Origin of the sequence: Streptomyces solicamelliae (assembly GCF_045348655.1) — a bacterium.
Classification (GTDB): Bacteria; Actinomycetota; Actinomycetes; order Streptomycetales; family Streptomycetaceae; genus Streptomyces; species Streptomyces solicamelliae.
Genome location: NZ_CP160404.1, coordinates 2,132,031 through 2,157,762, shown reverse-complemented (window position 1 = coordinate 2,157,762; position 25,732 = coordinate 2,132,031). Strand labels below are relative to the sequence as shown.

The 25,732-nt window shown below is 73.7% G+C and carries 23 protein-coding genes and 3 tRNA genes; 22 read left to right on the top strand and 4 right to left on the bottom strand.

From position 1 onward, the window contains the following. Positions 1-81: 81 nt before the first annotated feature. Both ABZO31_RS10020 and ABZO31_RS10015 read right to left on the bottom strand, forming a co-directional pair. Positions 82-1,518: a xylulokinase gene (locus ABZO31_RS10020; protein WP_406860770.1), complete on the bottom strand. Its 1,437-nt coding sequence runs from the start codon at positions 1,516-1,518 to the stop codon at positions 82-84. Between the two features lie 75 nt (positions 1,519-1,593). Continuing rightward, a complete protein-coding gene (locus ABZO31_RS10015; protein WP_406860769.1) occupies positions 1,594-1,896 on the bottom strand; it encodes a YtxH domain-containing protein in 303 nt (100 codons plus the stop codon). Positions 1,897-2,053: 157 nt separating this feature from the next. On the opposite strand from ABZO31_RS10015, the gene ABZO31_RS10010 reads away from it, so the two are divergent. From ABZO31_RS10010 to ABZO31_RS09910, 21 genes are all read left to right on the top strand, one after another. Then, positions 2,054-2,126, top strand: a tRNA-Asn gene (locus tag ABZO31_RS10010). 5 nt (positions 2,127-2,131) lie between these two features. Further along, positions 2,132-2,207 (top strand) — tRNA-Asn (locus ABZO31_RS10005). 163 nt (positions 2,208-2,370) lie between these two features. Beyond that, positions 2,371-2,444 (top strand) — tRNA-Ile (locus tag ABZO31_RS10000). A 144-nt stretch (positions 2,445-2,588) separates the two neighbouring features. Further along, positions 2,589-3,575 carry a helix-turn-helix transcriptional regulator gene (locus ABZO31_RS09995; protein WP_406860768.1) on the top strand — a complete coding sequence of 329 codons (987 nt, stop codon included), beginning with the start codon at positions 2,589-2,591 and terminating at the stop codon, positions 3,573-3,575. 301 nt (positions 3,576-3,876) lie between these two features. Then, positions 3,877-4,056, top strand: a complete 180-nt coding sequence (locus tag ABZO31_RS09990) for a hypothetical protein (protein ID WP_406860767.1) — start codon at positions 3,877-3,879, stop codon at positions 4,054-4,056. Positions 4,057-4,118: 62 nt separating this feature from the next. After that, positions 4,119-5,444: a nucleotide sugar dehydrogenase gene (locus ABZO31_RS09985; protein WP_406860766.1), complete on the top strand. Its 1,326-nt coding sequence runs from the start codon at positions 4,119-4,121 to the stop codon at positions 5,442-5,444. After that, the gene (locus ABZO31_RS09980; RefSeq protein ID WP_406860765.1) at positions 5,441-8,587 is read left to right on the top strand and encodes an amino acid adenylation domain-containing protein; all 3,147 of its coding nucleotides are present in this window, start codon (positions 5,441-5,443) and stop codon (positions 8,585-8,587) included. The genes ABZO31_RS09985 and ABZO31_RS09980 overlap by 4 nt, the downstream gene beginning before the upstream one ends. After that, the gene (locus ABZO31_RS09975) at positions 8,584-9,351 is read left to right on the top strand and encodes a polysaccharide deacetylase family protein (RefSeq protein ID WP_406860764.1); all 768 of its coding nucleotides are present in this window, start codon (positions 8,584-8,586) and stop codon (positions 9,349-9,351) included. The genes ABZO31_RS09980 and ABZO31_RS09975 overlap by 4 nt, the downstream gene beginning before the upstream one ends. Next, positions 9,344-10,663, top strand: a complete 1,320-nt coding sequence (locus ABZO31_RS09970) for an MFS transporter (RefSeq protein ID WP_406860763.1) — start codon at positions 9,344-9,346, stop codon at positions 10,661-10,663. The genes ABZO31_RS09975 and ABZO31_RS09970 overlap by 8 nt, the downstream gene beginning before the upstream one ends. Positions 10,664-10,689: 26 nt before the next feature. Then, positions 10,690-11,985 (top strand): ATP-grasp domain-containing protein, encoded by a 1,296-nt coding sequence (locus ABZO31_RS09965; protein WP_406860762.1) that lies wholly within the window; start codon positions 10,690-10,692, stop codon positions 11,983-11,985. 58 nt (positions 11,986-12,043) lie between these two features. After that, complete coding sequence (locus ABZO31_RS09960; protein ID WP_406860761.1) at positions 12,044-12,472, top strand: glyoxalase; 429 nt, start codon at positions 12,044-12,046, stop codon at positions 12,470-12,472. A 62-nt stretch (positions 12,473-12,534) separates the two neighbouring features. Next, positions 12,535-14,091: an Ldh family oxidoreductase gene (locus tag ABZO31_RS09955; RefSeq protein WP_406860760.1), complete on the top strand. Its 1,557-nt coding sequence runs from the start codon at positions 12,535-12,537 to the stop codon at positions 14,089-14,091. Further along, positions 14,088-15,023: a Gfo/Idh/MocA family protein gene (locus ABZO31_RS09950; RefSeq protein ID WP_406860759.1), complete on the top strand. Its 936-nt coding sequence runs from the start codon at positions 14,088-14,090 to the stop codon at positions 15,021-15,023. The genes ABZO31_RS09955 and ABZO31_RS09950 overlap by 4 nt, the downstream gene beginning before the upstream one ends. Then, on the top strand, positions 15,020-15,778 hold the full coding sequence (locus ABZO31_RS09945; RefSeq protein WP_406860758.1) for a hypothetical protein: 759 nt from the start codon (positions 15,020-15,022) through the stop codon (positions 15,776-15,778). Before ABZO31_RS09950 ends, ABZO31_RS09945 begins: the two co-directional genes overlap by 4 nt. Positions 15,779-15,834: 56 nt before the next feature. Further along, complete coding sequence (locus ABZO31_RS09940; protein WP_406860757.1) at positions 15,835-16,686, top strand: sugar phosphate isomerase/epimerase family protein; 852 nt, start codon at positions 15,835-15,837, stop codon at positions 16,684-16,686. Further along, positions 16,683-17,492 (top strand): sulfotransferase, encoded by an 810-nt coding sequence (locus ABZO31_RS09935; protein ID WP_406860756.1) that lies wholly within the window; start codon positions 16,683-16,685, stop codon positions 17,490-17,492. The genes ABZO31_RS09940 and ABZO31_RS09935 overlap by 4 nt, the downstream gene beginning before the upstream one ends. A gap of 8 nt (positions 17,493-17,500) precedes the next feature. After that, positions 17,501-18,790, top strand: a complete 1,290-nt coding sequence (locus ABZO31_RS09930) for an ATP-grasp domain-containing protein (RefSeq protein ID WP_406860755.1) — start codon at positions 17,501-17,503, stop codon at positions 18,788-18,790. Then, the gene (locus tag ABZO31_RS09925) at positions 18,787-19,605 is read left to right on the top strand and encodes a glycosyltransferase family 2 protein (RefSeq protein ID WP_406860754.1); all 819 of its coding nucleotides are present in this window, start codon (positions 18,787-18,789) and stop codon (positions 19,603-19,605) included. Before ABZO31_RS09930 ends, ABZO31_RS09925 begins: the two co-directional genes overlap by 4 nt. 2 nt (positions 19,606-19,607) lie before the next feature. Next, entirely contained in the window at positions 19,608-20,141 is a 534-nt protein-coding gene (gene cysC, locus ABZO31_RS09920; RefSeq protein ID WP_406860753.1) for an adenylyl-sulfate kinase, read from the top strand. After that, positions 20,138-21,076 carry a sulfate adenylyltransferase subunit CysD gene (cysD, locus tag ABZO31_RS09915; protein WP_406860752.1) on the top strand — a complete coding sequence of 313 codons (939 nt, stop codon included), beginning with the start codon at positions 20,138-20,140 and terminating at the stop codon, positions 21,074-21,076. The genes cysC and cysD overlap by 4 nt, the downstream gene beginning before the upstream one ends. Beyond that, on the top strand, positions 21,076-22,422 hold the full coding sequence (locus tag ABZO31_RS09910) for a sulfate adenylyltransferase subunit 1 (protein WP_406860751.1): 1,347 nt from the start codon (positions 21,076-21,078) through the stop codon (positions 22,420-22,422). Before cysD ends, ABZO31_RS09910 begins: the two co-directional genes overlap by 1 nt. Here the strand turns inward: ABZO31_RS09910 and ABZO31_RS09905 are convergent. Beyond that, positions 22,412-24,469, bottom strand: coding sequence for a phosphocholine-specific phospholipase C (locus tag ABZO31_RS09905; RefSeq protein WP_406860750.1), 2,058 nt, complete (start codon positions 24,467-24,469; stop codon positions 22,412-22,414). The two genes, ABZO31_RS09910 and ABZO31_RS09905, sit on opposite strands and share 11 nt — an antisense overlap. Positions 24,470-24,687: 218 nt before the next feature. After that, positions 24,688-25,104 carry an organic hydroperoxide resistance protein gene (locus ABZO31_RS09900; RefSeq protein WP_406860749.1) on the bottom strand — a complete coding sequence of 139 codons (417 nt, stop codon included), beginning with the start codon at positions 25,102-25,104 and terminating at the stop codon, positions 24,688-24,690. Between the two features lie 112 nt (positions 25,105-25,216). Between ABZO31_RS09900 and ABZO31_RS09895 the strand changes: the two genes are divergently transcribed. Continuing rightward, positions 25,217-25,729, top strand: coding sequence for a MarR family winged helix-turn-helix transcriptional regulator (locus ABZO31_RS09895; RefSeq protein WP_406860748.1), 513 nt, complete (start codon positions 25,217-25,219; stop codon positions 25,727-25,729). Positions 25,730-25,732: the final 3 nt, after the last annotated feature.

The window sequence follows — 25,732 nt, the reverse complement described above, 5'->3', positions numbered from 1 at the left end:
TCGCCCGGCGACGTTACGAGCCGGTTTTCCCCAGGGCCTGCGACACGTGCGACTGTCGTACTTTCCGGCCTGCCGCCCGCCCTACGCGAACGCGCCCGGGTGGATCTGCTCGCGCGTCGCCGTGTACTGCTGCCGCACCGCCTGACCCACCGCCAGCTCGCCGCCCGGCTCCAGGACCTGGGCCACCGCGCCCTGCCAGGCCGGCGGCGTGTGCGGGGACAGGGTGCCCTGGGCCACGCCCAGCGCCCAGGCCGCCTGCCGTGCCGCGCCCAGTGCCGCGTAGTCGGCCGGCTGGGGGACGACGGCCTGCGCGCCGAAGATCGCCGGGGCCATCGCCTGGACGGCCGGCAGCTCGGCGGCCTGGCCGAGCAGGAACACCCGGCGCACCTCCACCCCGCGCCCGCGCAGGACGTCCATCGCGTCGGCCAGCGAGCACAGCATGCCCTCGAACGAGGCCCGCGCCAGGTGCTCGGGCTTCATCGACTCGCGCCGCAGCCCGCTGAGCGTGCCCGCGGTGTGCGGCAGCTGCGGGGTCCGCTCGCCCTCCAGGTAGGGGAGCAGCACCAGACCGGACGAGCCCGGCGTGGACTTCATGGCCAGCGCGGACAGCTCCGCCAGGTCCTCGCAGCCGAGCAGGTCCGCGGTGCCGCGCAGCGCCCGCACCGCGTTGGAGGTGTGCACCACCGGCAGGTGCATGCCGGTGGCGTCGGCGAAGGAGGTGATCATGCCGCGCGGGTCGGCCAGCGCCTCGTGGTGCACCGCCATCACGGAGCCGGACGCGCCGAGCGACACCACCGCGTCGCCGGGCCCGAGCCCGAGCCCGAGCGCGGCCGCCATGGTCTCTCCGGTGCCGGCCGAGATCAGCAGGCCCTCGGGGGTGGTCCCGGCCGCGTCGGACGGCCCGAGCACCTCCGGCAGCGCCGCCTGGTGGCCGAGCGCCATCTCGACGAGGTCGGGACGGTACGAGCCGGTCGCCGCCGACCAGTAGCCGGTGCCCGACGCGGCACCCCGGTCCGTGGTGCGGCGCACCGGCCGGCCCAGGAGCTGCCAGACCAGCCAGTCGTGCGGCTGCACGAGGGCGGCGACCCGGGCCGCGGCCTCCGGTTCGGTGCGCGCCAGCCAGCGCAGCTTGGCCACCGGCTGCCCGGCCTGCGGGACGCAGCCCACCGCCTCGGCCCATGCCTGCCGGCCGCCGAAGGCCTCGACGAGATCGGCCGCGGCGATCTGCGCCCGCCGGTCGTTGCCGACCATCGCGGGCCGCACCAGGCCGCCGGTCCGGTCCAGCGGCACGAGTCCGTTCTGCTGCGCCGAGACGCCGATCGCCTGCACGCCCTCCAGGAGCCCGCCGGTGGCGGCGTCCCCGAGCGAGAGGAGCCACGCCTGCGGGTCGACGTCGACGGCCTTGGGTTCGACGGGATGGGGGGCATAGCCCTGCCGCAGTACCGCGCCGGTGTCGCCGTCACAGACGACGATGCGCGTGAAGTCGGTTGAGCTGTCGAGACCGGCCACTATCCCCATGCTCAAGATTCTGCCGCACGCGCGGGCATCTTGTGACGCGCGTGGACCGGCCCCGGCCGCGCCGCGCCCGAGGACTCAGGTGTTGCTGGTGCCCCAGTCGTCGTCGAGGTCCTCGTCGGAGCGGCGGCGCCCCGGCCGCAGCCGGTCCGTCACGGCGGCCGGCAGCCGGTCGCCAACCTTCTCGCTCACCGAGTGGTACGCCCTGCCCGCGTACTCGCGGCCGGTGGTGGCGGCCGTCTCGCAGGCGTTGCGCACCGCGGGGTTCCGGGCGAGCTCGCGCGCGGACTTCTTCATCTCCTCGTAGCGCTCGCGTCCTGCATGGGTGCCGAGGACGTAACCGAGGGCCAGTCCCGCGACGAACGTCAGCTTGTACCGCATGGCTGCGAACCTTCCCTGGAGCGTCGTGCCTGCGTCGTGCGTCCCTGGGGGATACCGATTGGCGGAGCACCCCCCTGCTTGCGCTAATGTATGTGTCGCAGCGAGCGAGCGCCGCCCGGGAACACCCCAGGTGGGTCAGTTCGGTGCAACGCAGCAATCCCCTGTAGCTCAATTGGCAGAGCAGCCGGCTGTTAACCGGCAGGTTACTGGTTCGAGTCCAGTCGGGGGAGCGCGATCCCCTGTAGCTCAATTGGCAGAGCATTCGGCTGTTAACCGGAGGGTTACTGGTTCGAGTCCAGTCGGGGGAGCCATCGGAAGAGGACCCTTCGGGGTCCTTTTTCGTTTCCCCGGGAACCGTGTGCGGCGGCGCGAAGTCCTCATGGTCGGGCATCGCCGAGCATCCGGAGCAGGAGATCGTATGAGCGGCTATGCTGCGGCAGACGGCGCGCACACATGTACGCGCCACGCCGTGGAGGGGCGGTAGCTCAGCCGGTTAGAGCAGCGGACTCATAATCCGTCGGCCGTGGGTTCGAGTCCCACCCGCCCCACCGAGCGGTTCGTCTACAGAACCGTTTCTACCTGCGGAAACGAAGGACCCGGGGGCGCCGCGCCAGAGCGGCGCCCCCGGTTCATTCTTCCGGACCAAGATCGTGAGCGCAGGGCTGCCGGGACGGGTACAGGGGGGCGTCGTCGTGGAGGGGAACAGTGATGCGCGAAGAGAGATCTACGGGCTGATCTCCCGGAACCCCGGGTGGTCGCTCGAGGACATCGCGACCGAGGCCCGCTGCTCGCGCGCCGAGGCCGAGCAGCTCTGCGACGAACTCAGTCTGCTCGGGCTGCTGACACCCGCCTCCGACTCGCCCAGCGGCTATGTGACCGTGGCCCCGGAGGCGGCCCTGATCCGGCTGTTCTCGGCCGAGGAGCGGCAGACCGCCGCCCACCTCCAGCTCGTCACGAAGATCCGCTCGTCCATCTCCACGCTCGTACGCGACTACAGCCGGCTCGCCGAGGAGCGGCGCGACTCGGTCGAGGTGCAGATCCTGCCCGACCCGACGCTGGTGAACGCCTTCCTGGAGGACGCGGGCAGCGCGGCGCGCGTCCGGATGCGGTCGATGCACCCGGGCGGTCCGCCGCCCGAGGAACTCATCGACGACATGCTGCTGCGGGACAAGGAGATGGAGAGCCGCGGCATCCGGGTCGAGGCGCTCTACCTGCGGCGGACCGCCGAAGTCCCCTTCATGGCCGGCTATCTGGCGGACGCGGTGCGCCCGGGCCGGGAGGCCCGTACCGCCGACTACCTGCCGCTGCGCATGATCCTCTTCGACGACGACCTCGCGGTGCTCCCCATCGACCCGGAGGACAGCCGGCAGGGGGCCGTCGCGGTGCACGGGAAGACGCTGGTCCGTTCGCTGCACGCGCTGTACGACTACTGCTGGTACAACGCCACGCCCTCGCCGCCGCTGCAGTCCTGCAGGACCGTCGGCCTCGTGCTCGACAGCCAGGAGCTGGTGATCGTGCGGATGCTGGCGGACGGGGTCAAGGACGAGGTGATCGCCCGCCGGCTCGGCATCTCGTCGCGCACGCTCAGCCGCTCCATCTCGGGGCTCATGGAACGGCTCGGCGCGCAGACGCGGTTTCAGACGGCGCTGCGGATAGCCGAGTCGGGGCTGCTCGGCTGAGACGGGAAGGCCGCCCTCCGCCGGAGGCGGGTCACCGGACCCTCAGGGTCCGGTGACCCGCCTCTTCGCGTTTCCGCTGATGGCGCCCCTGCGCTTGAATCTCCCTTTGCCTCCGGTCTCGCATGGTGAGATGCGGCGAAGGTCTGTCCCACCTCCGCCATGTCGAGTTGCCGCCGCTCCGATGGCTTGATCGGGCAGGAGGCGGGCGAGCAGGATTCCAGTGCGATCCCGGCCCGGGCGACACCGCCAGAGGCCGGACCGAATCTCGCACCTCACTGACATTGATCCCGGGGGGACAGTCATGTCTGCGACCATCCGCGCCTTCCTCTGTACCGCGTGCACCGCCCCGCTCCTCCTCGCCCTCGCCGTCACCGGGCCGGCCGCCGGAACGGATGCCACGAGCGCCTCGGAGGCCACCACGGCCGTCGCGTCCCTCACCACCGAGCCCTCGGGCCCGCGCGACGACAACGGCTGGTGGTAGAGGGCCCGCGCCGCCACGCCCTCCCCGCCCCCACGCCAGTTCGTGCCTCCCAGGAGCAACAGATGGACGTCATCGCCGCCGCGCCGCCCGAAGGCGTGGACACGGCCGCCCGTGACCGCACGCAGAGCCTGTCCCGCACCGTCGAGGTCGCCGTCGTCGGCATCGGCTACGCCGGGCTCCCGCTGGCCGTCTCCGCCGCGTCCGCCGGCTACCGCACCCGCGGCCTCGACCTGAGCGACTTCCTGGTGGCCCAGGTCAACATCGGCCGGCCGCCCGTGGACACCGTCACCGGCGGTGAACTGGCCGCGACCGCGGGGCTGCTGGACGCCACCACCGACCCGGCGTTCCTGCGCGACTGCTCGATCGTCGCGCTGTGCGTGCCCACCCCGGTGGACGCCCACGGCGTGCCGGACCTCGAGCCGCTGCTGTCCGCGGCGCGGACGGTCCGTCACCATCTGTCGCCGGGCCAGCTGATCATCGTCGAGTCGACCACCTACCCCGGCACCACCGAGGGCGTCATCCGCGACATCCTGGAGGAGTCGGGCCTGGTCGCGGGCCTGGACTTCGGCCTCGCGTTCTCCCCGGAGCGCGTCGACCCGGGCAACACGCGGTTCGGCTTCCACAACACGCCCAAGGTCGTCGGCGGTCTGACCGCGCAATGCGGCACGCGGGCCGCCGAGTTCTACGGAAAGCTCACCGAGCGGGTGCACGTCACCCGCTCCCCGCGCGAGGCCGAGGCCGCGAAGATCCTCGAGAACACCTACCGCCAGGTGAACCTCGCCCTCGTCAACGAGTTCGCGCAGATCTGCCACCGGCTCGACGTCGATGTGTGGGACACCATCGAGGCCGCCGCGACCAAGCCCTTCGGCTTCACGCCCTTCCGCCCCGGCGCGGGCGTCGGCGGCCACTGCATCCCCGTCGACCCGCTGTACCTGGTCCACCGCGCCACCCAGGCCGGCGTGCCGTTCCGGATGGCCGAACAGGCCCAGCGCATCAACGACTCGATGCCCGTCTGGGTCGCCTCCCGCGCCCGCGAACTCCTGGCCCGGCACGGCGTGCCCGTCCGCGGCGCGCGGATCCTGCTGCTCGGCGTCACGTACAAGCCGAACATCGCCGACACCCGCCACTCGCCCGCCGAGCCGCTGGCCGCCGAACTGCTCGGCGCCGGCGCGGAGGTGACCTTCCACGACCCGTACGTCGAGTCGTTCGCCGTACGCGGCCGGCCGCTCACCCCGAGCCGCGACCTGCGGGCGGCCGTCGCCGCCGCCGACCTGACGGTCGTCGTCCAGCGCCACGAGGTGTACCGGGACGAACTCCTCGCGCCGGCCCGGCTCGTGCTCGACCCGTGCGGCCCCGCCACCACCACCGCGGAGGTCCGGCCCTCGTGAACCCGCACCTGCCGACCGTCGCCGCGCTCGTCCACGAGCGCGTCGCCGCCGCACCGGCCGCCGTCGCCCTGCGCACCCCCCGCTCCGCCGTCACCTACGCCGAGCTGTGGGAGCGCGCCGAAAGCACCGCCCGCGACCTCGAACGGCTGGGCGTGCGGGCCGGGGACGTCGTCGCCGTACGGCTGCCGAACGGGCCGGACGCGATCGTCGCCATGCTCGGGACCTGGCTGGCCCGCGCCGCGTTCCTGCCGATCGACACCGCGACCCCCGACGAGCGCCGCGGCCATCTGCTCCGGCACTCCCGGGCCGCCGCGGTCCTCGACGCCGAGACCGGACCGGCCGCCTCGGGGGCCGACCGCGCGGACCTCGGCGCGGACCAGCCCGCGTACGTCGTCTACACCTCCGGCTCCACCGGCGTGCCCAAGGGCGTCCTGGTCGGACACCCCCAGCTCGCCGGGCACGTCACCGCCGTGCAGGACCTCCTCGGGCTGACCGCGCGCGACACGGTGCTGCAGTTCGCCAGCATCGGCTTCGACGTCGCCCAGGAGGAGATCTGGCCCACGCTGGCCGCCGGCGGCACGCTCGCCTTCCACGACGGCGGCGTCCCCGACGCCGACGCGCTGGCCGGGATCGCCGCGTCCCTGGACGTCACCGTGCTCCAACTCCCCACCGCCTACTGGCGGATGCTCTGCGCGGAGCTCGACGGAGCGACGGGCCCGTCGTTCACCGGCGTCCGCACCGTCGTCATCGGCAGCGAGAACGCCACCGCCGACGACGCCCACGCCCACCGGCGCGGCCCGCTCGCCCACACCACCCTCGTCAACGGCTACGGCCCGACGGAGACCGTGATCACCGCGAGCGCCCTGGTGCTCCCGCCGCACGCGCCCGTACCCGCCGGCGACGGCCTGGCCATCGGCGGACCGGTCGGCGACCGCCTGCTCCACGTGCTCGACGACCACCGCAGGCCGGTCGGCCCCGGCGAGAGCGGCGAACTGTGGATCGGCGGGCCGCTGCTCGCCGCCGGGTACCTGTACGACCCGGCGCGCACCGCGGAGCGCTTCGTCCCCGACCCGTTCGCCGAGGACCCCGCCGCGCGCATGTACCGCACCGGCGACCTCGTGCTGCGCCACGAGGACGGCCACCTGGAGTTCCTGGGCCGGGCCGACAACCAGGTCAAGGTACGCGGCCACCGCATCGAGCTCGACGAGGTCGACCGCCATCTGCTCGGCGTCCCCGGGGTGACCTCCGCGGTCTCCTTCACCGTCGACGGGGGCCCCGCCGGACGCGTCCTCGCGGCCGCCCTCGCCCGCACCGCCGACGGGCCCGACCCGCAGGCCGTCCGCACCCACCTGCGCGAACGCGTGCCCGCGTACCTGGTGCCCGGCCGCATCGCCGTGCTCGACAGGCTGCCGCTCACCACCTCCGGCAAGACCGACCGGCACGCCGCCGCGGCCGCCGCCGCGGAGCTCCTCGCCGACCCGGACGGGACTCCGGACGACGAGGGGCTGTCGCCGCTCGACACCGTCGTCCTGCTGCTGCGCGGACTGCTGCAGGACCCCGGCCTCGGCCCCGACGACGACTTCCTCGCCCGCGGCGGGGACTCCCTGATGGCCATGCGGGTCTGCGCCCGGATGCGCGCCCAGGGCGTGCCGATGCGCCCCGCCGACCTGCTCACCGGGCGCACCGCCCGGACCGCCGTCGCCCGCGCCGCCGAACGGTCCGCGCCGGTGGCGCCGACCGGCGAGGAGCCGGCCGGTCCGCTGGACCTGCTGCCCGCGCAGCAGCGCTGGCTGTACGACGGGGAGCTGCCCGAGCCGGACCACTTCTGCCTCAACGCGCTGTTCACCGCCGAACCCGGCCTGACCCGGGACCGGCTGCACACCGTCGCGGAGGCCCTGCTGCGACGGCACCCCGCGCTCCGCACCGTCCTGCACGCCGACGGCACGGTCGCCCTGACCGAGCCCGACGCGCCCGGCGCGGTCCGGTACGCCGACCTCACCGCCGTACCGCCCGACGAGCGGACGGCCCGCCTGGAGGCGGAACTGGCCGCCGCGCAGCGGGAGATGTCGCTGGCCGGCGGGCGGGTCTTCGGGCTGCTCCACGCGGAACTCGGCGACGGCACGGCCCGGCTGCTGATGACCGTGCACCACTTCGTGCTCGACGGCGTCTCCATGGGACTCCTCGTCGACGACCTCGAAGCCCTGCTCACGGACGGCTCCGCAGCCCAGCCGCCCGCGACCGGACCGCGCGCGGTCGCCACGGCCACGGCCGCCTGGCTCGGCAGCCCCGAGGCCCGCCGGGACGCCGGCGTCTGGGCCGTACACACCGGGGAGTTCGCGGAGCTGCGGCCCGACCGGGACGACGACGACCGGCTGCCCAGCCTGCGCACCCACCGCTTCCGGCTGTCCGCCGAGGCCACCCGGCTGGTCACGCACGTCCTGCCGGCCCGCGGCGTCGCCCCGCACGACTTCGCCCTCGGCACGCTCGTCGGCGGCCTCGCCGCATGGACCGGCGAGCCGGTGCACGGCGTGGACGTGTACGCGCACAGCCGCGACGTCTCCGTCGGCGACCTCGACCTGTCCCGCACCGTCGGCTACGTGCAGAGCACCTTCCCCGCCGTGCTGCGCTGGGAGGGCGACGGCCTCGCCGCCCTGCACGCCGCCCTGGCGGAGCTGACCGCCCTGCCCGAGCGGCGGTACGGCTACGACGCGCTGCGGTACGCCTCGCCCGTCGCCGCCGAACGGGCCGCCCTGCAGGCCCGCCCCCGGCCCGCCGTCCGGCTCAACTTCCGCGGCCATCTGCTGCGGCTCGAACAACGGGCGCCCGGGGCGGTGCTGCGCCCCGCCGGCGAGAGCTTCGGCGCGCACCGCTCGCCGCTGCAGCGGGAGCGCTATCTGCTGATGGCGGAGGGCGACATCGTCGACGGGCAGCTGGAGCTGAGCCTCAAGTACTCCACCGGTCGCTTCGATCCCGCGCGGATCGAGGAGCTGGCCGCGGCGGTCGAGCGGGTCATGACCGGTGTCCTGGCCACGGTGGAAGCCACAGGGGAATCCCCGGCGGACTCTTCTGCGGACGCGGTGGCGGACCCCTCGGCGGACTCCGCGGGGGACGACACCCACGAGACCTCCGGAGCCGCCCGATGACCGTGCCCGCCGCCCCGTACGTCGACGGCATTCCCGACGAGCACCAGCCCGCCACGGGCAGTGCCGCCGGCTGGCCGCTGGTGCTCTACTTCCACCACGTCCACCCCGACGTGCGCCACTACACGGCGCTCACCCCGGGCGACTTCGAGCGCGGACTGGCCCGCGTCCTAGAAGACTTCGCGCCGTACGACCCGGCCGGACTGCTCGCCGCGGACGGGCCGCACCGGCCCGACCGGCCCAGCGTGCTCGTCACCTTCGACGACGGCTACCGCGACAACCTCACCCACGCCGCCCCGATCCTGGACCGGCTCGGCGTGCGGGCGCTGTTCTTCGTCTGCACCGGCCTGCTCGGGCGGCGCAGCGACCGGCCGCGCGAGGACCACCTCACCTACGAGGAGTGCGACCGGCTCGCCGCCGACGGCCACCTGATCGGCGCGCACACCCGCACCCATCCGCACCTGGACCGCAGTCCCGCGGATCTGGTGCGCGAGGAGACGCGCGGCTCGCTCGCCGACATCGCGGCCCGTTACGGGCCGGGCCCGGCGCGGCTGTTCGCGTACCCGTACGGAGGGATCCCCGGCACCGGCGACCTGCTGCCGGACGACGTCCTCGCGTTCGCCACCGTGCGCTCGCCGGCCGAGCCGTGGACCGCGCACCCGCACGCGATCCGGCGCACCTATCTGCCCGAGGGCCAGGTCCACGCCTGGGACGCGCTGGTGGACCACTGGCGGGACCAGTGGACCGGAAGGAAGACCCATGACTGAAAGCACCGCCTGGTACACCCGGTTCCTCGGGGCGATGCCCGCCACCCGGGAATCCCGGATCATCGCGCTCAACGCGCTCATCGGCTCCGTCGGCACCGGCATGTTCCTGGCCGGTTCGGCCCTGTACTTCACCCGGTTCGCCGGACTGTCCGAGACGCAGCTCGGCCTGGGCATGGGCATCGCGGGCGTCGTCGGTCTGGCGACCACCGTGCCCATGGGCCGGCTCGCGGACCGGTTCGGGCCGCGCAACGTGCTGCTCGTCGTGATCGTCTGGCGGGCCATCGGCTATCTCGCGTACCTGAACGTGCAGGGCTTCACCGAGTTCGTGGTGACGGCCTGTCTGCTGTTCGTCATGGACCGGGCGGGCCAGCCGCTGAACCAGGCCCTGGTGGGCCGGCTGATCACCGGCACGGAACGCAACCGCACGATGGGGTTCATCCGGGCCCTGCGCAATCTCGGCTTCACCGTCGGCTTCGCACTGGCCGGCATCTCGCTCACCACCGGCTCGGAGACCGCCTTCCGCTGGCTGTTCATCGGCAACGCGATCAGCTTCGTGTTCGTCTTCTTCTTCGTCTGCCTGCTGCCGAAGGTCGGCCCCAGCGCGCCCAAGGAGGCCGACGGCGGGAAGGCCGCGGCCGACGTCCGCCCGCCGATCCGGGACTGGCGGTTCACCGCCGCGATGGCCGCGAACGGCGTGCTGTTCCTGCACGACGCCGTCCTGATCACCGTGCTGCCGCTGTGGGTGGCCGAGCACACCCGCTCACCGATCTGGATGATCACCGTCCTGGTCACCACCAACACCGTCATCACCGTGCTCGGCCAGGTCAGGGTGACCCGGCACATCGACGACCTGGCGAGCGCCACCCGTGCCACCAACTGGTCCGCCCTGCTGCTCACGTTCGCCTGCTGCGCCTTCGCGGCGAGCGGCGTCGTGAAGACCCCGGTGTGGGCCGCGGTGACGCTGATGGCCGCGCTGCTGCTGCTGACCGTCGCCGAACTGCTGCACTCGGCGTCGTCCTGGGAGATCTCCTTCGCGCTCTCCCCGGAGGCCGCGCAGGGCCGCTACCTGGCCTACTTCAACCTGGGCTTCTCGGCCGCCGAGATCGCCGGACCGGCCGTCGTGCTGTGGCTGCTGACCCGGACCGGGCCCGCCGGCTGGCTGATCCTCGCCGTGTGCTTCCCGCTGGCCGCCGCCCTCAGCTGGACGGGCACCCGGCCCCGTCCGAAGGCCGTGCCGGAGGGGCCCGAGGCCGAACCGGAAGCCGACGCCGCAGACTCCGACACCGCCGTGCCCACCGCGACCGGCCGCTGACCCACCCGTCTCCCCGGAGGAGCTCCATGTCCGACACCCCGCCCCCGCTGCACCTGTTGATCGTCAGCGGCGGCCGCGACCTGCCCGACCGGGCCCGCGACGCCTGGCCCGGCCTGCGCACGACCGTCATCTGCCGCCCCGAGGTGGTGCCCAGGCTGCGCAGCCGGGAGAAGATCCAGCGGCTGATCGTGCTGAAGGAGGACGCGCCCGTCGACGAGTGGGTGGCCGCCGCCCGGTTCGTGCACGCCGTCGACCCGGTCGACCGGCTCACCAACTTCACCGAGAAGGACACCGAGAAGACCGCCGCCATCGGCCTCGACCTCGGCCTGCCCTGGCACAGCCCCGAGACCGTGCGCGCCGTCGCCGACAAGTGCGAGATGCGGCGGGTCCTCGCGGCCGCCGGCGTCAGCGACATCGTGGCCGAGACCGTGCACGACGCCGAGGGCATCCTCAAGATCGCGGAGAAGGCCGGCTACCCGCTGATCTGCAAGCCCGTCCGGGGCGTCGCCAGCAAGGGCGTGACCCGCATCGACGGCCCCGCCGACATCGAGCGCGCCCTGGAGTGGGGGGCCACCGGCGCCGGCGACCTCGACTCGCCCGAACTGCTCGTCGAGCCGTTCCTCGGCGGCGAGGAGTACAGCGTCGAGAGCGTCAGCGAGGACGGCGAGCACCTCGTCGTCGGCATCACCCGCAAGATCTCCGAGCACGATCACTTCGTCGAGGTGGGGCACGTCGTCCCCGCCCCGCTGCCCGGCGGCGACGAGGAGCGCATCGCCACCGCCGTCCGGGACATGCTCACCGCCCTGGAGGTGCGCCGCGGCGTCACCCACACCGAGGTGATCGTCGCCGCCGACGCGGTGCACGTCGTGGAGACCCACCTGCGGCCCGCCGGCGACGAGATCCCCGAACTGTGGGCGCGGATCAGCGGCGTCGACCTGATCGACGTGGTCGCCCGCCAGGCCGTCGGGCTCAGCGTCCTCGACGACGTACGGGCCGCGCTCGCGCGGACCACGGACGGGCCGCGGGCCGCCGCCATCTGGTACGCCTGCCCGGACGCGGTCGGCGAGATCACCGAGGTCACCGGCGAGGAGGAGGCCCGCGCCCTCGAAGGCGTCGTGGACGTCGAGGTGTTGCGCGAGCCGGGCAAGCGACTCGACGGCGTGACAGGCTCGTTCGCGCGCGGGGCGCACGTCTGCGCCGTGGGAAGCACTCCGGACGAGGCGCTGGAGCGCGCCAAGGAGGGGGTGCGGAAGCTGTCCTTCACCGTCCGCAGCGACGGCATGGCCGCCCGTCACGACGCACTGGCGTCCGCCACCGGCTGACCTCGCGTCGGCCCCCGCGTACCGACCGCAACAGCACGCACACGAAAGAGAGTTGAGCATGACCACCGAGAACACCGCCGAGACCACGGAAGAGACCGGCGCCGAGACCGCCTCCGCGTACTCCTTCGGCGGGCTCCACCACGTCCAGCTCGCCATCCCGGCCGGTGCCGAGGACCTGTGCCGCCAGTTCTGGGGCGAGGTCATGGGCATGACGGAGCTGGAGAAGCCGCCGGTGCTCGCGGCCCGCGGCGGCTGCTGGTTCCGCGGCGGCGGCCTGGAGGTCCACCTCGGCGTGGAGCAGGAGTTCAGCCCGGCCCGCAAGGCCCACCCGGGCATCCTCGTCCGCTCGCTGCGCGATCTCGCGAAGCGCCTGGAGGAGTGCGGCCACGAGGTGACGTGGGACGACAACTTCCCCGGCCACGACCGTTTCTACGCCTTCGACAAGCTCGGCAACCGGCTGGAGTTCCTGGAGCCCCAGGCCTCCTGACCGGGTGACCCCCTGAGTCCACCGCCGTCCGATCCGTACCACGGCACCAAGAGAGGCCAGTGATGACCGAAGCAGCGGGCAGGCCGCCCGCACTCCGCGTGGCGGACCTGATCGTGGCCGAGGGCCCCGAAGGGGCCGAGCGCATCCTGATCGCCGGGCTGACCGTCGGCGTCGCCGCCGGCGAGATCGTCGCGGTGCACGCCGACGACAGGGAGGCGGCCGACGCCCTGGTGCAGGTCCTGGACGGACGGCGGCGGGCCCAGTACGGGGCCATGACCGTGGGCGGCGGCGGCCGCCCACGGCGGGTCGCCCCCACACGGCCGGCGGGCGTGAGCGTCGTACGGGCCGGGCAGCCGCTGCCCGGCGGCGACCCGCGGCCGGTCGTGGTCGTGGACGCGACCCGGTCCGCCGCCGGCACGCCCGACACGGCGCCCGCGCAGGCCGCCGCCCGCGGCGGCAGCGGCGTGCTCCTCGTGACCACCGACCCGGAGGCCGCGGCGGCCGCCGACCGGGTCGTCCACCTCAACCGGCCCCCGAAGCCCCCCGTCGCGCCGGAGCCCGAGGCCCGGTTCTCCGTGGGGGCCCTCACCGACGCGGCCGTCGGCTCCCTGGTCGCGGCCGGTGTCGACGCCGAGCGCGCCGCGCTCGTCGCGCGGGTGCTCGTCGACGCCGACGCGCGCGGTCACTTCTCGCACGGCGTCGGACTGCTCCCCATGTACCTCGACCGGCTCGCGCAGGGCGGCATCGACGCCGCCGCCGAGCCCGCATGGAACTCCGAGGACGGCCCCGTCGCCGTCCTCGACGCCCGCGGCGGCTTCGGACAGGTCGCCGCCGAACTCGCCGCCGCGCACTGCGCCCGGCGGGCGGCCGAGACCGGACTGGCCGCCGTGGCCGTCCGCGGCAACAACCACATCGGGATGCTCGCCGCCTACCGCGACCACTTCGTCCGGCACGGCGTCGTCGGCCTGGTGCTCAACGTCTCCGGGCCGAGCGTCGCCGCCCCCGGCGCCGGACGCCCCACCCTCGGCAACGACGCCGTCTGCATGGTGGTGCCGCGCGGCGAACAGCGGCCGCTCGTCGTGGACTTCGCCACCGGCACCGTCGCCAGCGGCAAGATCCGGCACGCCGCCCACCGCGGCGAACCGGTGCCCGCGACCTGGCTGGTGGACCGCCAGGGGCGGCCCACCACCGACCCGGAGGAGCTGGACCGCGGCGGCGCCGTCCCCGTGTTCGGCGGCCACAAGGGACTCGGCGTCGCCGTGATCACCGAGGTCCTCGCCGGCATCCTCGCCGGCCACACCGTCAGCCCGCTGGTGCACAAGCAGCGCGCCGAGCCCGACCGGGCCATGGACTGCTCCCAGCTGTTCCTCGCCCTGTCCCCGTCGGCCTTCGGCGACCCGCCCGTCGACGAACTGCTCACCGTGCTCTCGAACGCCGTCGCGGCCGGCTACCCCGAGGGCGCCCCCCGCGTCCACCTGCCCGAACAGCAGGAGGAGCTTGCCGAGGCGGCGGCCCGCGACGACGGCGTACCCGTGCCGCTCGCGGTCGTCGAGCGACTCGGCTGGACCGCGGACCGCGCCCCCGCCGTGCCGGGAGCCGTCCCGGGAGGCTCCCGATGAGCGTCGGAGTGGGCCTCGTCGGCTTCGGGGCGGCGGGCCGGCAGCACGCGGCCGCCCTCGACGGGCACCCCGCGGCCCGGACCGTGGCCGTCCTCGAACTGGACCCGGCGGTCGACGTCGCCGGACTGCCCCGGGCCGGCTCCTGGCGGGAACTCCTCGCCGATCCCCGCATCGGCCTGGTGTCCCTGTGCCTGCCGCCCGGCCACCGGGCCGAACTCGCGGTCCAGGCCCTGGAGGCCGGCAAGGCCGTCCTCCTGGAGAAGCCGCCCGCCCGGTCCGTCACCGAGATCGACCTGCTGAGCGCCGCCTCCCGGCGCGCCGGGAGGCCGGTCGGGGTGATGCTGCAGCACCGGATGCGGTTGCCCGCGGCCGCCCTGGCCGCGAACTGGGCCGTGCCCGCCGTCACGGCGGTCCTGGAGGTGTCGCGGTTCCGGCCGCCGGCCCACTACCGCAGGGCCGGCTGGCGCAGCGACCCCGCCGAGGCGTTCGGGGGCATCGCCGCCCACCTCGGCGTCCACTACCTCGACCTCGCCTGCCAGTTGCTCGGCCACCCCGAGAAGGTGCGGCTCGCGCCCAGCCGGGAGCTCGCACCCGGCATCGACTCCCGGGTCACCGGGCACATCGAGTTCCGGGCCGGTGCCACCCTCGCGTTCACCGTCACCGCCGAGTCGGCCGTCCGCAGCGAGCGGCTGCAGATCCTCGGTCCCGACGGGGGGCTCTGCATCGCCGACGGCATGGTCACCACGCAGATCGGCGACACCGAGCAGACCCTGCCCACCGTGACCACACCGGAACTGCGGCGCATGGTCTACCAGGAGATGGCCGAGGCCGTGACGACGGGACGGCCGCCGCTGCGCTGCCACCTGGACGGCGCCCGCCCGGTGACGGAGATCCTGACGTTCGTCGCGCGGGAGCTGGCGGTGGCCTCATGAGCACCACCGGGGTCACCCCCACGAGCGCCACCGGAGTCGGGCTCTCCTCCGGCTCGGCCCCCGGCCTGGACGCCGCCGCGCTCGCGGCCCTCACCCGGCAGCTCGGCGGCGGCACCGTCGACGTACGCGCCGGGAAGGGCCACGCCTGGGAGGAGACGGGCGGCCTGGCCGGACTGCGGGCAGGCGGTGTGGAGGTCGGCTTCGTCGGCGTGAGCACCGTCCTCGGCGATCCCGCCCACCCGGCGGACGGCTGCGCCGCGCTGCCGTGGCTGGAACCGGGCCTGCCCGTCAAGGTGTTCGCCGCCGAGGGCTGCACCGCACCCGGGCGCTACGAGCTGACGCTCGCCCAGGTCGCGGCCCTGACCGCGCGGACCGGCGACAGCCGTCTCGTCCTCGTCGAGACCCACCACGGCTACGCGCCGGTCGGCGAACTCGTCGACCTGTGCGAGCGCGCCGGCACCGGCATCCTGCTCGACACCATGGGCCTGGCCCGCATCACCGACGACCCCGCGGCGGCCGCCGCCCGGCTCGCCACCTGGACCACGTACGGCCAGGTCAAGGGCTTCGACTGGGCGGACCCGGCCGGCTCCCGGCACCGTCCCCTCGCCTCCTGCGCCGGCCCCACCCGCGAGGTGCTCGCCGCCGCCGGCGCGCTGCGCGCGGTCACCGTCGAGTCGAAGGCGCCCTCGCTCGCCGAGGACACCGCGCTGCTCCTCGACTGGTACGCCGCGGGCGCCTCGCGCGCCATCGCGTGACGCGACGCAGTCCCTGCTCCCGACTCCCCTCCCCTCCGTGAGGAGAAGACCCACCCATGAGACTCGCCATCATCAACGACGAGCTGTCCCAGGACATCGAGGCGGCCGCGGCGCAGAGCGCCCGGCTGGGCTTCGGCGGCCTGGAGATCCGCTCCTCCGGCGGCGTCCCGCCGCACCTGATGAGCGACGCGCAGCTCACCGCCGTACGCGACACGATCGCCGGTCACGGCCTCGTGGTCGCCGGCTTCGACCCGCCCGCCCTGAAGTGCGCCCTGCCGCGCACCGACGCCGAGATCACGGCCGTCCGGGACCTCGTCGTCGACGCCGTCCGGCGGGCCGAACTGCTCGGCGCCCCGTTCGTCCGCATCTTCACCTTCTACCGCGAGGGCGACCCGGACCCGCGCGCTGCCGCGAAGGCCGCGCGGGAGGTCCTGGACGGCGTCCCCCACGACCGCGTCCCGCTCGTCGTGGAGACGGGCATGCGCACCAACAGCCCCACCATGCGCCACACCCTGGCGTTCCTCGACGAGCTCGGCGACGACCGGCTCGGCATCCTGTGGGACCCGGGCAACAGCGTCTTCAGCGGCTGGGACCCCGCGCCGTTCCCACAGGACTACGCGCTCGGCCGGGAACGCATCCGGCACGTCCACGTGAAGGACCCCGACGGCCGCACCGCCTACGTCCGCCTCGGCGACGGCGACCTGCCGTGGCCCGCGATCCTCGCCCGGCTCGCCGAGGACGGCTACGACGGCTGGCTCTCCCTGGAGACCCACTGGCGGGTCGGCCGCCCGCCGCTCACCCAGCAGCAGCGCGACGAGCCGTGGGGCGAGGAGTTCACCGCCGGCGGCTTCGAGGCCAGCTCGCAGTGCATGGAGCTGCTGCGCGAGATGGTGGAGGGCCTCGCATGACCACGTCCCCGCTGATCCTGCTCGGCGCCCAGCGCTGTGGCACCACGGCCTTCGCGTACGCCCTGAACCTGGCCTTCCACGACGCCGGCGGCCACTTCACCGTCAACGGCAAGGTGCCCTACCTGCTGCACCGCTGGCTGTCCCGGCAGGATCTGACCGACCGCCATCTGCGCACGGACGAGATCCTGCACGCCCTCGACCGCCGCCCGCCGGACGGTGCCGGCGTCGACGCCTGGCGCACCCGCGTCGAGCAGAGCCTGCGCACCGCAGCCCGTGAGGTCGCCGAGGGCACCGCCGGGGACGACCCCGCGGCCCTCGCCCGGCGCATCCTCACCGAGAGCAACCAGGACCTGCCCTGCTGGGGCGACAAGTACAACGAGTACCTGCTGCACCTGCCCTGGCTCGGCGACGTACTGCCCGACGCGCGGTACGTGATGCTCGTCCGCCACCCCCTGGAGGCCGCGCGGTCCATGCTGCGGTGGACCGGCGACCGGCCGTGGGTGCCGGTCAGCGAGGCCGCGGCGCTCGCCAAGTGGACCGCGTGGAACGCGCACTGGCTGGACTTCGCGCCGCGGGTCCCGGCGGAGCGGCGGCTGGTCATCGAGTACCAGGCGCTGTGCCGGGGCGAGGAGACCGCCCGGCTGGAGGAGTTCACCGGCATGAACCTCCGCCCGTACCTGGCCGGACTCGCCCCGCGCAACCCGGCCGCCCACGCCGACGACACCCTGCCGCCGGAGACCGCCGCCGTCTGGGAGGCGCTGCAGCAGGCGGCCGCTCCCGCCCTCACGACAACCACGCCGAGGTGACCACCCCCATGTCCACACCCCGAGTCCTCGTCCTCGGCGGCAAGGCCGGCATCGTCCGCAAGGCCGCCGCCCTGGGCTACGAGCTCGTGCACGTCCAGAAGCCGTCCGCCTTCGACCCGTCGGTCGTCGCGCACTGCGCCCAGGTGCTGCTCGTCGACTACCAGGACGTCTCCACCGTCACGGCCGTCGTCCGCGCCCTGCACGAACAGCGGCCGATCGCCCGGGTCTTCACCCAGACCGAGGCGGCCCAGGTCGTCGCCGGCCATCTCACCGAGACCCTGGGCCTGCCCGGCAACACCACGCGCACCACCCGCCTGCTGCACGACAAGCCCGCCCTACGGGCGCTGCTCAACGAGCGGGGCATCGGGCCGGTCGCCACCCTGACCCGCCCCACGCTCGACGAGCTGCGCGACTTCGTGAAGACGCACGGCGCCGCCGTGCTCAAGCCGACCATGGGATCCGGCAGCCTCGGCGTGCGCATGATCCACTCGCCGGACGGGACCGACGCGGCCTGGGCCTGGCGCGAGGAGTTCGGCCTGACCGACTTCATGGTCGAACAGCTCCTCGTCGGACAGGAGCTGAGCGTCGAGACCTTCTCGACGGGCGGCGCGCACACGGTCGTCGCGGTCACCGGCAAGGAGACCGGCGGGGGAGTGGTCGAGCTCGGCCACGTCGTCCCCGCCCCGCTCGCGGAGGACGAACTCACCGCCGTGCACGGCATCGTCCTGGACCTCCTCGACGCGGTCGGCCTCCAGGACGGCCCCGCCCACACCGAGCTGATCCTCACCGCCGACGGACCGCGCGTCGTCGAGTCGCACAGCCGCCGCGGCGGCGACCGCATCAACGACCTCGTACGGCTCGTCCACGGCGTCGACCTGGAGGAGGCCACCTACCGGCTGGCCGAGGACGCCGCGCCGCTGCGGGCCGTCCCGGCCGACGGCGCCGCCGCCATCCGCTTCCTCGTCGCCGCGCCCGGCGTCGTCACCTCCGTGACCGGCGTCGCGGACGCCGAGTCGGCGCCGGGCGTCGCCGACGTCGACGTCCAGGTCGAGGCCGGGGACACCGTGCACGAACTGCGCTGGTCGGAGGACCGCTGCGGCTACGTGGTCGCGCACGCCGCCGACGCCGCGACCGCCGTGCGGCTCGCCGCCGAGGCCGCCGCCCGCATCGTCATCACCACCGAGCCCACGGCCGGCGCGGCAGCGCCCGAGGCCACCCTGGGCGAGCTCCTCGACGAGGTCGACGAGGTGCTTGACCCGTTCGCCGCCCCCGAGCACGTGCAAGGAGTACGGCAGTGAGCACTGCAGACCACCCGCAGAAGCGCGTCACCGCGGTCGTCGCCACCCGCAACCGGCCCGGCGACGTCCGCCATCTGCTGACCGCGATCGCGGCCTGCGACACCGGCATCGTCCACGAGGTCCTGCTCGTCGACGACGCGTCCGACACCCCGCTCCGCGCTGACGACGCCGAGCACCCCTTCCCCGTCCGGGTGCTGCGCAACGCCGTCCGGCGCGGCGCCGCCGCCAGCCGCAACCTGGCGGCGAAGGAGGCGACCGGCGACGTGCTGGCCTTCCTGGACGACGACGCCCGGCCCCTGCCGGACTGGTTCCACGTCCTCGGCGACGCGCTGACCCCGGAGCGGGCGGCGATCACCGGCCGGGTCCTGCCGTTCGACAGCAGCGTCGTCGCGCGGGCCCGCCAGTACCGGTACGAGGTGCGCTACGCGCAGCACGCGCCGTTCAGCCCGGTGACCTTCTTCGCGGGCGGCAACTCGGCCGTGTGGACCGAGCTGTTCCTGACCGCGGGCGGCTTCCCGGACGTGGTCACCGCCAGCGACAACGGGCTCGTGGAACGGCTCGCCGAGTCGGACCGCCAGGTGTACTTCGTGCCCGCGCTCCGGGTCGCGCACCGCAACAGCAAGGGCGCCGGCATCGCCTTCCGCGAGGCGTGGCGGGCCGGCCGGCTGGCCCCGCGCAGCACGCCCCAGGCGGCGCTGCGCCGCTTCACCGCCGCCGCGCGGGTCCAGCCCTGGTCGGACGACCCCGCCGCGGCGGGTCTGAACCTCGGCCTGCAGGCGGCGAACTCCCTGGCCACGGCGCTTCCGGCGGCCTGACGGTGACCGGTGCCACCATCTGGCTCACGGGTCTGCCGAGCGCCGGCAAGACGACCATCGCGTGCGAGCTGGCCGGACGGCTGCGCGGTGAGGGCCGCCGGGTCGAGGTGCTCGACGGCGACGAGATCCGCGCGTTCCTCTCCGCGGGCCTCGGCTTCAGCCGCGAGGACCGGCACACCAATGTGCAGCGGATCGGCTTCGTCGCGGAGCTGCTGGCCTCGCACGGCGTGACGGTCCTCGTCCCGGTCATCGCCCCGTACGAGGACAGCCGCGCGGCGGTTCGGAAACGTCACGCCGCCGAGGGCACCCCGTACCTGGAGGTGCACGTCGCCACACCGGTCGAGGTGTGCGCGGCGCGCGACGTGAAGGGGCTGTACGCCAAGCAGGCCGCGGGCGAGATCGGCGGACTGACCGGCGTGGACGACCCGTACGAGGAGCCCACCGCACCGGACCTGCGCATCGACTCGCAGCAGCAGACCGTCCGGGAGTCCGCGGCGTCCGTATACGCCCTGCTGAAGGAAAGGAAACTGGCATGACGACCACCGTCCCCGCGGTGGCGGGCGGTACGGAGTCCCCGTACGCGCTCTCGCACCTGGACGCGCTGGAGTCCGAGGCCGTCCACATCTTCCGGGAGGTGGCGGGCGAGTTCGAGCGGCCGGTGATCCTGTTCTCCGGCGGCAAGGACTCCATCGTCATGCTGCACCTGGCGCTGAAGGCCTTCGCCCCGGCGGCGGTCCCGTTCGCGCTGCTGCACGTCGACACCGGGCACAACTTCCCCGAGGTCCTCGAGTACCGCGACCGCGTCGTCGCCGAGCACGGGCTGCGGCTGCACGTCGCCTCCGTGCAGGAGTACATCGACCGCGGGGCCCTCAGGGAGCGCCCGGACGGCACCCGCAACCCGCTGCAGACGGTGCCGCTGACGGAGATGATCCAGAGCGAGCGGTTCGACGCCGTCTTCGGCGGCGGCCGCCGCGACGAGGAGAAGGCGCGGGCCAAGGAGCGGGTGTTCTCGCTGCGGGACGAGTTCTCGCAGTGGGACCCGCGCCGGCAGCGGCCGGAGCTCTGGAACCTGTACAACGGCCGGCACGCCCCCGGCGAGCACGTCCGCGTGTTCCCGCTGTCCAACTGGACCGAGCTGGACGTCTGGCAGTACATCGCCCGCGAGGCCGTCGAGCTGCCGGAGATCTACTTCGCCCACGAGCGCGAGGTGTTCCGGCGGGGCGGCATGTGGCTGACCGCGGGCGCGTGGGGCGGCCCCAGGGACACCGAGACGACCGAGACACGGCAGATCCGCTACCGCACCGTCGGCGACATGTCCTGCACCGGCGCCGTCGACTCCGACGCCACCACGCTCGATGCCGTGATCGCCGAGATCGCCGCCTCCCGCCTCACCGAGCGGGGCGCGACCCGCGCCGACGACAAGCTCTCCGAGGCCGCGATGGAAGACCGCAAGCGCGAGGGGTACTTCTGATGAGCCTGTCCACCCAGCAGCCGGCGACGGCCGCCCAAGAGCCGGCCACCCTGCTCCGGTTCGCCACCGCAGGGTCCGTCGACGACGGCAAGTCCACCCTCGTGGGCCGCCTGCTGCACGACTCCAAGTCCGTCCTCGCCGACCAGCTGGAGGCCGTCGAACGCGCCTCGGCCGCGCGGGGGCAGCACGGCCCGGACCTCGCGCTGCTCACCGACGGTCTGCGGGCCGAGCGCGAGCAGGGCATCACCATCGACGTCGCGTACCGCTACTTCGCCACGCCCCGGCGCCGGTTCGTGCTCGCCGACACGCCCGGCCACGTCGAGTACACCCGGAACATGGTCACCGGCGCCTCCACCGCCGAGCTGACGGTGATCCTGGTCGACGCCCGCAACGGCGTCGTCGAGCAGACCCGCCGGCACGCCGCGATCGCCGCGCTGCTGCGGGTGCCGCACGTCGTCCTCGCCGTGAACAAGATGGACCTCGTCGGCTACGCGGAGCACGTCTTCGCGGCGATCGCCGAGGAGTTCACCGCGTACGCCACCGAACTCGGCATCGCCGAGGTCACGGCGATCCCGGTCTCGGCGCTCGCCGGCGACAACGTCGTGGAGCCCTCCGCCACCATGGGCTGGTACGGCGGCCCGACCGTCCTGGAGCACCTGGAGCGGGTCCCGGCCGGGCACGAGGCGGGCGACCGGCACGCCCGGCTGCCCGTGCAGTACGTGATCCGGCCGCAGACCCCCGAGCACCCCGACTACCGCGGCTACGCGGGCCAGATCGCCGCCGGCTCCTTCCGGGTCGGCGAGCCGGTCACCGTGCTGCCGTCCGGCCGCACCTCCCGGATCGCCGGGATCGACCTGCTCGGCCGGCCGGTCGAGGTCGCCCGGAGCACCCAGTCGGTGACGGTGCTCCTGGAGGACGACCTCGACGTCTCGCGCGGCGACCTGATCGTGCCGAGCGGCGACGCGCCCCCGACCACGCAGGACATCGAGGCCACGGTCTGCCATGTCGCCGACCGGCCGCTGACCGTCGGCCGGCGGGTGCTGCTCAAGCACGGCACCCGCACGGTCAAGGCGGTCGTGCGAAACATCCCGTCCCGGCTCGCGCTCGACGACCTGTCGCTGCGGCCGGTCCCCGGTGAGCTGGTCGCCAACGACATCGGAAGGGTCGCGGTCCGCACCGCCGAGCCGCTGCCGGTCGACGCGTACGCGGACTCGCGCCGCACCGGTTCGTTCCTGCTGATCGACCCGGACGACGGGACGACGCTCGCGGCCGGCATGGCGGGGGAGTGGTTCCTCACCGCCGGGGAGCAGCACGCGAGCGCCGCCGTGGGCACCGTCAGTAGGTGAGGATGCCGGGGTCCGTCAGGCCGGCCGCGCCCGTCTCGACGTGGCCGGCCAGACGGCGCAGGTAGTCCCCGCCGGTGGACGCGGTGACCGTCACGTCGTACCAGCGGGACGAGGCCGTCAGGTCCACGGTGTGGGTGACCGTGGCGCCCGTCGGGACGGTCAGCGTCTGCGGCCCGCCCGCGTAGGCGTGGGCGATCGTGACGGTGACCGACGCGTTGGTCCCGTTGGTGAAGGTGAGGTCCAGGTTGCCCGTGGTCGCGTTGTGGCGGGCCCGGACCTCGGGGACGGCCGTCTTGCCGGGGGAGCGGAAGCGGCGCAGGAAGCCGTTGGGGCCGTGGACGGTGAGGTCGGTGAGCCCCTTGGAGTACTTGGTGTTCCAGGTGTCCGAGAGGGACTTGTTCGCCTCCGCCGTGTACGTCCAGGGCGCGTCGGTGCGGTTGGCCGAGGTCACGTAGAACTGCGCGCCGGCCGCGGGGCCGCCGCTGAACGTGAGCCGGAAGGTGCCGGCCGCGGCGTCGGCGGCGCCGTCCACGTACGGGGCGTACTTCAGGGGCCGGGTGGGCTTGGCGCCCGGCTCCTGGCGGGGCATCGTGCCGACGGCCGGGGCGGTGGCCGGGAAGTCGGGGTGCCGGTTGCGGTCCGGCGGGTAGTAGCCGTCCACCGGGGGCAGCGCGGCCGGCTCCGTCTGCGTACGGGAGAAGTCGAAGGCCGAGGTCAGATCGCCGCAGACGGCGCGCCGCCAGGGCGAGATCTGCGGCTCGCCGACGCCGAAGCGGGCCTCCATGAAGCGGATGATCGACGTGTGGTCGAAGGTCTCCGAGCAGGTGTAGCCGCCGGTCGACCACGGGGAGACGACCAACATCGGGACGCGTGGCCCGAGACCGTACGGCCCGGCCACGTACCCGACCTTGCCGGGGAAGTGGTCGAGCGCGGTGGGCGTCGTGGACAGTCCCTGCGCGGCGGAGGCGGGGACGTACGGCGGGACGACGTGGTCGAAGAAGCCGTCGTTCTCGTCGTACGTGATGAACAGGGCCGTGCGTGCCCACACGTCCGGGTTGGACGTCAGCGCGTCGAGGACCTGCGCGATGTACCAGGCGCCGTAGTTGGACGGCCAGTTGGAGTGCTCGCTGAAGGCCTCGGGCGCGGCGATCCAGGAGATCTGCGGCAGCCGGCCGGCCTGCACGTCGGCCCGCAGGCCGTCGAAGTAGCCCTCGCCGTTCCTGTTGTCGGTGCCGGTGCGGGCCTTGTCGTAGAGCGGGTTGCCGGGCTGGGCGTTGCGGTAGGTGTTGAAGTACAGCAGCGAGTTGTCGCCGTAGTTGCCGCGGTAGGCGTCGTTGATCCAGCCCCAGTGGCCGGCGGCGTCCAGGCCGTCGCCGATGTCCTGGTAGATCTTCCAGGAGACGCCGGCCGCCTCCAGGCGCTCGGGATAGGTCTTCCAGCCGTAGCCCGCCTCGGCGTTGTTGAGCACCGGGCCGCCGCCGGTGCCGTCGTTGCCGGTGTGCCCCGTCCACATGTAGTAGCGGTTCGGGTCGGTCGAGCCGATGAACGAGCAGTGGTACGCGTCGCAGATGGTGAACGCGTCGGCGAGCGCGTAGTGGAACGGGATGTCCTCACGGGTGAGGTACGCCATCGTGGCCTTGGTCTTGGCGGGCACCCACTGGTCGTAGCGGCCCTTGTTGAACGCCTGCTGGCCGCCGGCCCAGTCGTGGTTGAGGCCCTGCAGGAACTCCATGCCGAGCTGGTCGCTGGACGGGCGGAACGGCAGCGTCACCTTGTTCCCGTCCGCCTGGTTCCAGACGGACTTGCCGCTCGGCAGCGTCACCGGACGCGGGTCGCCGAAGCCCCGGACGCCCTTCATCGCACCGAAATAGTGGTCGAAGGAACGGTTCTCCTGCATGAGCACCACGATGTGCTCGATGTCCTGGATGGTGCCGGTCGATCCCTGCGCGGGTATCGCGGCGGCGCGGGCGATGCTGTCCGACAGCATGGTCAGTGCGGCGGTGCCGCCCGCCAGTTGCAGGAACCGGCGGCGATTGAGGTCGGCCATGGGTCGTGGTCCTCCGTGGTGAGGGGATGGACTTGGGTGCCGCGCGGGTGCGGACGCGCTGAGCGCCCCAAGGAGAGCGTCCGCGAACCACCGCCCGGCGGCCGTCCCATGACTGCCCGCCGTACGGCAGGCGAATCCCCCGTGACCGAACATGAGTCACCACGCACGAACGCCCCCGGTGCGCGGAAAGCGCACAAGGGGCGTTCGGTGTCGGCCGGTTACTCGACGACGAGGTCGACCTGGATGTTGCCGCGGGTGGCCTTGGAGTACGGGCAGAAGGCGTGGGTCTTCTTCAGCAGGGTCTGACCCGCCTCGCCCTGGAGGTGGTCGGGGAACTCGGCGCGCATCACGACGGCCAGACCGAAGCCGTTGTCCGCGGCGTCCTTGCCGATGCTGACCTCGGCGGTCACCGAGACCTCGGAGATGTCGATCTTCTCCTGGCGGGCGATGACACCCATGGCGCTGGCGAAGCAGGCCGCGTAGCCGGCGGCGAAGAGCTGCTCGGGGTTGGTGCCCTGACCGTTGCCGCCGAGGGCCTGGGGGTGGGCCAGCGGGAGGTCGATGTGGCCGTCGGAGCTGACGGCGCGGCCCTCGCGGCCGTTGGCGGTGGCGACGGCGGTGTACAGCGCGTTCATGTGTCGGATCCCTCGGTCGGAGTCTCGTGGCGGTGCGGTGTGGCTCTTCATTTGTAGCGCACGATTCAGTTGTGCACAACTTAATCGCGTGCATGTGACGTAGTCTGGGGTCATGGAGATGACGCCGGCCACCGTGCGGGACGAGGAGCGGAACGAGGACTTCCTCCGTCTCGACCACCAGATCTGCTTCTCGCTGCACGCGGCGACCCGCGCGTTCAACGGGATCTACCGCGGTGCCCTCAAGGACCTCGGGCTCACCTACCCCCAGTACCTGGTGATGCTGGTGCTCTGGGAGCACGGCGAGCTGCCCGTGAAGGGCATCGGCGAGCGCCTGCGGCTGGACTCCGGCACGCTGTCGCCGCTGCTGAAGCGGCTGGAGGCGGCCGGCTACGTGGAGCGCCGGCGCAGCGCGGAGGACGAGCGCTCCGTCACCGCCCGCCCGACCGGCACCGGCCTCGCGCTGCGCGAGCAGGCCCTCGGCGTGCCGCGCCGGATCGCCGCCGCGACCGGGCTGCCGCTGCAGGAACTGCAGGAGCTGCAGGAGCGGCTCAACGCCCTGTCGGCCCACCTCGACGCGGTCGACCCGGAGCTGCTGACCGCGGACGGCGGGTGCGCGACCGAATGACGG

Excerpts from the sequence above, each read along its gene's own strand:
- ABZO31_RS09910 (WP_406860751.1), top strand. The coding sequence starts at position 21,076 with ATGAGCCTGTCCACCCAGCAGCCGGCGACGGCCGCCCAAGAGCCGGCC.
- ABZO31_RS09900 (WP_406860749.1), bottom strand. The coding sequence starts at position 25,104 with ATGAACGCGCTGTACACCGCCGTCGCCACCGCCAACGGCCGCGAGGGC.
- ABZO31_RS09985 (WP_406860766.1), top strand. The coding sequence starts at position 4,119 with ATGGACGTCATCGCCGCCGCGCCGCCCGAAGGCGTGGACACGGCCGCC.
- ABZO31_RS09955 (WP_406860760.1), top strand. The coding sequence starts at position 12,535 with ATGACCGAAGCAGCGGGCAGGCCGCCCGCACTCCGCGTGGCGGACCTG.
- ABZO31_RS09940 (WP_406860757.1), top strand. The coding sequence starts at position 15,835 with ATGAGACTCGCCATCATCAACGACGAGCTGTCCCAGGACATCGAGGCG.
- ABZO31_RS09965 (WP_406860762.1), top strand. The coding sequence starts at position 10,690 with ATGTCCGACACCCCGCCCCCGCTGCACCTGTTGATCGTCAGCGGCGGC.
- ABZO31_RS09970 (WP_406860763.1), top strand. The coding sequence starts at position 9,344 with ATGACTGAAAGCACCGCCTGGTACACCCGGTTCCTCGGGGCGATGCCC.
- ABZO31_RS09975 (WP_406860764.1), top strand. The coding sequence starts at position 8,584 with ATGACCGTGCCCGCCGCCCCGTACGTCGACGGCATTCCCGACGAGCAC.
- cysD (WP_406860752.1), top strand. The coding sequence starts at position 20,138 with ATGACGACCACCGTCCCCGCGGTGGCGGGCGGTACGGAGTCCCCGTAC.
- ABZO31_RS09935 (WP_406860756.1), top strand. The coding sequence starts at position 16,683 with ATGACCACGTCCCCGCTGATCCTGCTCGGCGCCCAGCGCTGTGGCACC.
- ABZO31_RS10015 (WP_406860769.1), bottom strand. The coding sequence starts at position 1,896 with ATGCGGTACAAGCTGACGTTCGTCGCGGGACTGGCCCTCGGTTACGTC.
- ABZO31_RS09990 (WP_406860767.1), top strand. The coding sequence starts at position 3,877 with ATGTCTGCGACCATCCGCGCCTTCCTCTGTACCGCGTGCACCGCCCCG.
- ABZO31_RS10020 (WP_406860770.1), bottom strand. The coding sequence starts at position 1,518 with ATGGGGATAGTGGCCGGTCTCGACAGCTCAACCGACTTCACGCGCATC.
- ABZO31_RS09950 (WP_406860759.1), top strand. The coding sequence starts at position 14,088 with ATGAGCGTCGGAGTGGGCCTCGTCGGCTTCGGGGCGGCGGGCCGGCAG.
- ABZO31_RS09905 (WP_406860750.1), bottom strand. The coding sequence starts at position 24,469 with ATGGCCGACCTCAATCGCCGCCGGTTCCTGCAACTGGCGGGCGGCACC.
- ABZO31_RS09960 (WP_406860761.1), top strand. The coding sequence starts at position 12,044 with ATGACCACCGAGAACACCGCCGAGACCACGGAAGAGACCGGCGCCGAG.
- ABZO31_RS09895 (WP_406860748.1), top strand. The coding sequence starts at position 25,217 with ATGGAGATGACGCCGGCCACCGTGCGGGACGAGGAGCGGAACGAGGAC.
- ABZO31_RS09930 (WP_406860755.1), top strand. The coding sequence starts at position 17,501 with ATGTCCACACCCCGAGTCCTCGTCCTCGGCGGCAAGGCCGGCATCGTC.
- ABZO31_RS09945 (WP_406860758.1), top strand. The coding sequence starts at position 15,020 with ATGAGCACCACCGGGGTCACCCCCACGAGCGCCACCGGAGTCGGGCTC.